Raw genomic sequence first — 6,514 nt, 5'->3', positions numbered from 1 at the left:
GTTAAGAGTAAAGCGGCTCTTTAATATTTAAAAGACGTAAAAATATAGTTTGTATAAATTAATTTAATTGCTGTAGAGAATTTAATAAGTTTTTATGAATACGTAATAATGTTTGAATTTCTGTTTCCTGAAGTTGTTCTAATGCTAATGACATAGCTTTATAGGAAGTAGAATTTTCAATAGCTTTTATTGATGTTTCTCGACCTTGCGTTGTTACTTTTAATTTTACCTCTCTACGATCTTCTGATGAGGGCTTTCGTTCGATTAATCCTAGATTAACTAATTCATCCACATTTACACTCACTGTACTTTTAGGGACTGAAAGTCGTTCTGAAATACTTTTAAGAGTAATATTAGGAATTCCATAAATTGTGTTTAAGATTCCCATTTGTAGTACTGTTAATCCTAAACTAGAGGCATTTTGATTTGTAAATTTTATAATTTCTTTATTTATTGCTACAAATGACTGTACAACTTCTTCTTCTTTTTTGAGGCTCTGATTTTTTTGTATCATTGTAGTAACTTCCTCTCTTTTCACATAGTCCAACGACGGATAGTTTATGAATGAACTATTTATTATGGACTATTTTCAGAGGAAAGTCAATTAAACCAATTTCAGCATAAACCTACTTAATTTTAAAAGTAATAAGAACGATTAATACAACACAATGTAACTTGTGTTGCATTAAAATGAGAAAAACTATTCAAATCGGTTGCTAACGCAACACAATTTACTCAAAATAGCCTACGTTTATATGCAACACAATTTAAAACAAGGATAAAATAAGGCGAAAATAACTCAAAAACTCTTAGCGTGGTTTTTTTCCAAAATGCTGGCGATACCCCCTCTAGAAAATTCTCATAAATTTCCGTAAATAAGCCTAGATGCACTGATAAAAAGGATCAAAGGGGGAGGGAATTATTTTTATGGAACGATAGAGCATTTCAGATACTGTTACACATTCGTAATCGTTTCTGTATAAATATCTCATAATACTTTCTAATGCTTTAACTGTCTGAGATGTCTGAGAAAATTCGCTACCATTCCAATCATGGAGTAGAATGATATTGCCAGGTTTAACACCTTTTGTTATATATCTAGAAATTTTGCTAGCTGCTGGATTTCTCCAATCTTGAGGATCCTGATGCCATGACCATAGAATAATAAGCTTCCCATTTTCTATAGCTGTATTAATAATTAAATCATTGTGAAGGCCTCCGACTGGACGATAGAGAGTTGGTTTATGGCCAGTAATTTGCTTGATAATTTCATCCGTTTGATCTAATTCTGCAGTTAATTTAGCGGCGGTAATATTTTTATCATAAATATGATTATAAGTATGATTAGCAATTTCGTGTCCTTCTTTTACTTGCCTTTTTAAAATCGCAGGAAACCTTTTAACTTTATTACCTGCTACGAAAAAGGTTGCTTTCGCATTGTATTTAGCTAAAATATCAAGTATTTGGGGAGTGAAAACAGGATGAGGCCCATCATCAAATGTTATTGCAACTATTTTTTCCTTTGTATTTACTTCCCAAATTACCTTCCCTGTTTTTTCATCGTATACACTCTCCTTTAACGGCACACTTCCCATATTGTAATCTTTGATATGGTGACTCCTAATAGAAGAAACTCACTCAAAATGGAAGAATGGAGAAATAACAGCTGTTATGTTTATGGAAATGTTAGAGCTAAGGAAAAACACGTTTTATAAAATATGGGGTATCGCCACATTTCTACCAAGCTCCTTATAGAAGCAATGGGGGAACTTTAATATAATAAGAATTAAAGATAGTATAAAGGACCAAAAATTAAATATATTAAAGGTGGAAAATGACATGGCAAGAAATTACCGATTATATCAAATTGATTCATTTACGAAGGAAAAATTATCAGGTAATCCGGCTGGTGTAATAACAAATGCAGATGGTTTATCTTCGGGAGAGATGCAGAGGATTGCTAGAGAGCTTAACAATTCGGAAACGGCATTTATCTTTAAATCAGACAATAGCGAATCTGATGTACATATTCGTTTTTTTACGCCTACTCATGAGGTCCCTATCTGTGGACATGCGACGATTGCTGCCCACTATGCTCGTGCAGTTGAAAATAGTTTAAATACAGTTAAAGTTTATCAAAAAACTGGTGCCGGCATTTTACCAGTCGATGTGATTAATGAAGATAATGATTACAAAATTATTATGACGCAGGGTAGTATAAGTTTTGAAACTGTGATTGAAGGTGTAGCTTTAGAGAATATATTTACAGCTTTCAATATTAGTGAAAATGATTTATTAGAAGATTGTCCAGTACAAATCGTTTCAACCGGGCATTCTAAGGTGATGATTGGAATTAAAAATTCGGAACTTCTTAACAAATTAAACCCTAATATGGATTTACTCACAAAAGTCAGTGGATTAATTAATTGCAATGGTTTCTATGTGTTTACGATGAATGCTCCCGACTCTGATATTTTAATTCATGGAAGAATGTTTGCTCCTGCAATTGGTATTAACGAAGACCCTGTTACAGGTATGCTGTAATCGTATTTAAGTCCGATTTATTACTTGATTAGCAATTCATATGCAAAGTTCGAATCGTAAATGGAGGTCTTTATTAATATGAATTTCAGTCATTGTAAACTGTAAATCATAATAAAGTTATTTCTATGACGGGGAATTTGTGAAATAATACATTCAAACAAACAGGTGCTTTTGTTGAATAGAATAAATAAGAAAAGTAAACACCCCATGCCCATCAAGCTAAGATTATATAAGTTTATTCTCACGTGAGATTATTTCTTTTTTCTAAAGGTCCAGTGTAAGTTCTTTAAATATTTGCATACTAAATAAACCCTATCGGGTTATAATTTTTTTAGATTACGCTACTTGATTGTGGGACATAGAAAAGTTGTATACGACGCCTAAGATATCAAAGACTGTTTTCTTCTCATACCTATGGGATTTTCGCCCATTTTTCTGTAGAAGATTGAACAAACGAAGTAGTATCTTTGATATCTCTTGAGTGTCTTTTTGTAAAGCTTGATAAAGAAGTGGAAAATAATCTTTGATGATATAAATCGCTTTATATTCACTCAACTCTCGTTTCTGCTTGGTGAGGAGTAATTGGAGCATTTGAAACATAGTGGAGGAACAAAGGAGGATACTAATTAACTGTCCGTATAAATGACACTCTAATCGTTCTAATTTTACAGAATTACAGTGATGAATACGAAAAAATGWTTTCCATGTTTTAAAGATAAGTTCAATTTGCCAYCGTAARGAGTAAAAATCGTATACTTGYTCTTTTGGYAGGTATTCCGAWGGRATATTTGTAAYGTAAAAGTTAATCGCACTAAGCCGTTTACTGCGTTCTTTATAGGTAATTTGCTTTTTGTGTTCTTTAGATGCTAAATCCTTTTGTCTACGTTTCATTTGCGTTTCAGTTAATTTATACAAAATTAGTCTTGCAGGAAGCTTTTGATACATTCCAATATAAATCTCAGGAATTTCATATGTTTCACCTGACTGTAATTGGTCAATGAATTGCTCCATATCTAATTGGATGTACTCAGAGTGCTTTTTTATTGTTCCATTTTGAAAGTATTCAGGCTCTTTATTCTTCTGATATATACGTGTATTGAGCTTTAATCTTGAAATAAAATAAGCATTACACTCTTTTATCGTATGTAAGTCTTTTAAATCGAAGTATCCTAAATCACGTATACATACATCGTTCGGTTGAAGGGACGTTAAACAAGTAGAACCATACGTTTTATCATTGTGCTTTCCTGATCCTACATGAACATGTAGAAACTGACCACTTAGTAAATCATACTCTAGTTGAATTTTCACGCCAGCATTTTGACCACTACCACCTGAACCTTGATATGTAGAAGTGAATTTATCTGGAATYTGAAAATGKGTAGAATCCAATACACGAATACGTCGAAAATAGTTTGTATACAAAGTTGGAATCTTGCTAGAAGAACCAACTTGTTGGTGAAGTAAATATGCTAAGAGCTGTTGTAAAAACAGAACAGCCTGGGAATTAAAACGTTGATTGAGTCCTTCTGGACTCATAGAAATRCCTGTGTTAGCTTCTAAYYGACTACATAATTGTGTCAATGAAGTATGRGCTATRTTTYGACTTAACCAAATACATARGGCYACTAAATCTTGTGCRCGGTATTTACTTTTTCGTTTMACAAATCCTACATTTTTAGCTAATTGCTCTAAAGCATCAGGTGACATATATCGCTGCAACTCTTTAGAAAACAATTCTAGTTCATTAGAAATAGATAAGTTCATATCAAAAACGCCATCCTTTCCTATGATTCTACAGAAAGAATAACGTWTTTTTCGTTTTATGGATACAATTTCTCTTTAGCTTGATGGTGATGTGGCGAGACCCCATATCAAGCAATATTTAGCGAATTTTCACCACAAATTATMTTTGTCTTCCTATTGGGGAGACGGTACCACTTCTTTGAAAGAGAAAAAACAGAAGATCTTGAGGTCTTATGTAGGCTGATGAGGCTCTAGAACATGAAAAAGTTCATTCGATTGTGTTTGATGAGTTACCTCCTCATTCGATTGTGATGCAGTTGACTGCAATAGTGTTATCAAATGCAGCGCTGTTGATTGTTGGAGGCGAAGGTGGTCTCGAAGGTTACGTAAAAGGAGTAGGGGGTGGTTAGCGCCTTCACCTATCCTACCCGAATAAGGCGGGAAATGGTTTAGTCCTTTKTTACAGAAGGCGGCTTTTTTATGACATCCGCATCATCACCTGTAACGTAAACTTGTGCTGTTTCTTTTTTTAGCTTTTCCTTTATTTGTTTTATTTCTTCTATTTGACGTTTTGTAACCAATACTTTATTTACTTGCACGGGGTGTTTGTTTATTTCAATTTCTTCTTCTTTCAGAGGAATTCGAAGTTCCTCCTCATTTCCTGCTTCTATTACTAATACTTCACGCTTAATAGGAACAGTGAACGTTTTCTGTTCTTCGACGACTTCTTTATGAACCTTTACCTCCCCTATTTGTACTCGTTTTTTTTTTATTTCCAGTTGCTCTTCTCGTAATTGAAGCGTTTTTTCTTTAATTTCATTTGTTTTTTTAGTCGGTTTGTCGATGTTCCTTCTCGAATTCATTGTATAACTAATGCCGCCTACGAGTGCTCCTATAACGAGTCCTGTTACGATTGTAAAACCTGTTACCCAACCGATTATGCTACCGATTATCACACCAATAGTAATATACTTTCCCATAGGACCTCCTGAAGTTCTTTTTTATATATGAGGATGGAAAGAAACCTACTTAACTAGAAGTTAAGTAGGTAGGCACAATTAGTCCTCTTTGATAATATCTGTATTACCATGCGATTCAACATCTGCAACTTCTTTACGAAGTACGTCGCGTACTTGTTCTATTTCTTGAACCGAACGTTTATGAGCAGAGACTTCACCAGTGACGACCGTATGCTTTTCTACATCAATTTTTTCAGCAGTTACTGGAATGTGAATCGTTTCTTCTTCTGTAATTGGTTCATCTGTTGGTTCGTGATCAACGGCTCTTTGTTCAATAACGACTTGATCATGTAAAACAGGGACATTCACTGATTGTTCTTCCTCAACAATGTCCTTATGAAGCGTCACATCACCAGTCTCCACACGGTGTTTGTCGATCTCCAATTCTTCAGCACGAAGATCAAGATGTACGTCTTCTGCTGCAAATTCTGTATCGGCAGAGCGATCTACTTCACGTACCTTTTTTCGAGTTTCCTTTTGAGTTCCTTCTTCGTTAAATAAATCAAAAAAGCCCATGATGAAAACCTCCTAAGGGATGTGTTTGGATCTTACAAGTACTAATGTTACCTGTGTGAGTGAAAATATGCGCTTGATTTGGTGCTTGTTTCTAAAAAGGCTTTACTTAGCCATTTGGTATTTACATCCAATTTTTTATTAGGGATATTTAAAAAAAATCAGAGTCGTTAGCCTTCATGCCTTCATCCTCGATTAACGTGCCCTATCGTACTATAAGGGGTCACCATACATKSCCATCAACTTAAGAAAAATAAACGCCCTAAAACGAAAAAAATGAGCTGACTTCTCAAAGTAACTACCTATAGGGGTACCGTCACATCGCTATCAAGCTAAGGTTTTATTACACCATCAGAACGAAATTTTTAGGCTTTCCTGTAATGAAAAAGCTTATTTATCGTTTTGGGGGTGACTTGTTTTCTTAGGTTGATGACAATGTGGCGGGACCCCGTAAACTGTAACTTCATTCACCTTTATTAATATTATTATATATACATTCATTAATTAATATATCAATGTCTTGACTTAAATACAAAACTTGCTTATGGGTAAACCCATACTTCTCTACAAGCTTAATTAGTTCTTGTTTCTTTGATTCAATTAGTTTTTGTAAATCTCTCATCTCCATCTCTTTAAAAACTCCTTTAATACTATTTAGCAGTTAAATTATAGTATAAATATAAAAATAAGGG

Annotated in this window: 6 protein-coding genes and 1 pseudogene; 1 reads left to right on the top strand and 6 read right to left on the bottom strand. The window is 33.9% G+C overall.

Features of this window, described 5'->3' with window-relative positions; all coding sequences use genetic code 11:
- Positions 1–58: 58 nt before the first annotated feature.
- Together AC1DJR_RS20200 and AC1DJR_RS20195 are read right to left on the bottom strand one after the other, a co-directional pair.
- On the bottom strand, positions 59–514 hold the full coding sequence (locus AC1DJR_RS20200; RefSeq protein WP_002139621.1) for a MarR family winged helix-turn-helix transcriptional regulator: 456 nt from the start codon (positions 512–514) through the stop codon (positions 59–61).
- A gap of 367 nt (positions 515–881) precedes the next feature.
- Positions 882–1,595 carry a polysaccharide deacetylase family protein gene (locus tag AC1DJR_RS20195; RefSeq protein ID WP_477003353.1) on the bottom strand — a complete coding sequence of 238 codons (714 nt, stop codon included), beginning with the start codon at positions 1,593–1,595 and terminating at the stop codon, positions 882–884.
- Positions 1,596–1,839: 244 nt separating this feature from the next.
- Between AC1DJR_RS20195 and AC1DJR_RS20190 the strand changes: the two are divergent.
- Positions 1,840–2,535, top strand: a pseudogene (locus AC1DJR_RS20190) (PhzF family phenazine biosynthesis isomerase); the annotation flags it as partial.
- A 345-nt stretch (positions 2,536–2,880) separates the two neighbouring features.
- Here the strand turns inward: AC1DJR_RS20190 and AC1DJR_RS20185 are convergent.
- From AC1DJR_RS20185 to AC1DJR_RS20170, 4 genes are all read right to left on the bottom strand, one after another.
- A complete protein-coding gene (locus AC1DJR_RS20185) occupies positions 2,881–4,311 on the bottom strand; it encodes an IS4 family transposase (RefSeq protein ID WP_477003352.1) in 1,431 nt (476 codons plus the stop codon).
- Positions 4,312–4,739: 428 nt separating this feature from the next.
- On the bottom strand, positions 4,740–5,270 hold the full coding sequence (locus AC1DJR_RS20180) for a YsnF/AvaK domain-containing protein (protein WP_477003351.1): 531 nt from the start codon (positions 5,268–5,270) through the stop codon (positions 4,740–4,742).
- A 78-nt stretch (positions 5,271–5,348) separates the two neighbouring features.
- Positions 5,349–5,825 carry a YsnF/AvaK domain-containing protein gene (locus AC1DJR_RS20175; RefSeq protein ID WP_016119337.1) on the bottom strand — a complete coding sequence of 159 codons (477 nt, stop codon included), beginning with the start codon at positions 5,823–5,825 and terminating at the stop codon, positions 5,349–5,351.
- Between the two features lie 460 nt (positions 5,826–6,285).
- On the bottom strand, positions 6,286–6,450 hold the full coding sequence (locus AC1DJR_RS20170; protein ID WP_002166777.1) for an aspartyl-phosphate phosphatase Spo0E family protein: 165 nt from the start codon (positions 6,448–6,450) through the stop codon (positions 6,286–6,288).
- Positions 6,451–6,514 lie beyond the last annotated feature (64 nt).

This window comes from Bacillus sp. 05T31 (assembly GCF_056396725.1).
Note: the sequence above shows the minus strand (reverse complement) of the source record. Positions and strands in the feature narration are given on the sequence as shown.

What these genes read in the sequence shown, in the direction of transcription:
- AC1DJR_RS20200 (WP_002139621.1), bottom strand. Translation starts at nt 514, where the DNA reads ATGATACAAAAAAATCAGAGCCTCAAAAAAGAAGAAGAAGTTGTACAG.
- AC1DJR_RS20195 (WP_477003353.1), bottom strand. Translation starts at nt 1,595, where the DNA reads ATGGGAAGTGTGCCGTTAAAGGAGAGTGTATACGATGAAAAAACAGGG.
- AC1DJR_RS20175 (WP_016119337.1), bottom strand. Translation starts at nt 5,825, where the DNA reads ATGGGCTTTTTTGATTTATTTAACGAAGAAGGAACTCAAAAGGAAACT.
- AC1DJR_RS20170 (WP_002166777.1), bottom strand. Translation starts at nt 6,450, where the DNA reads ATGGAGATGAGAGATTTACAAAAACTAATTGAATCAAAGAAACAAGAA.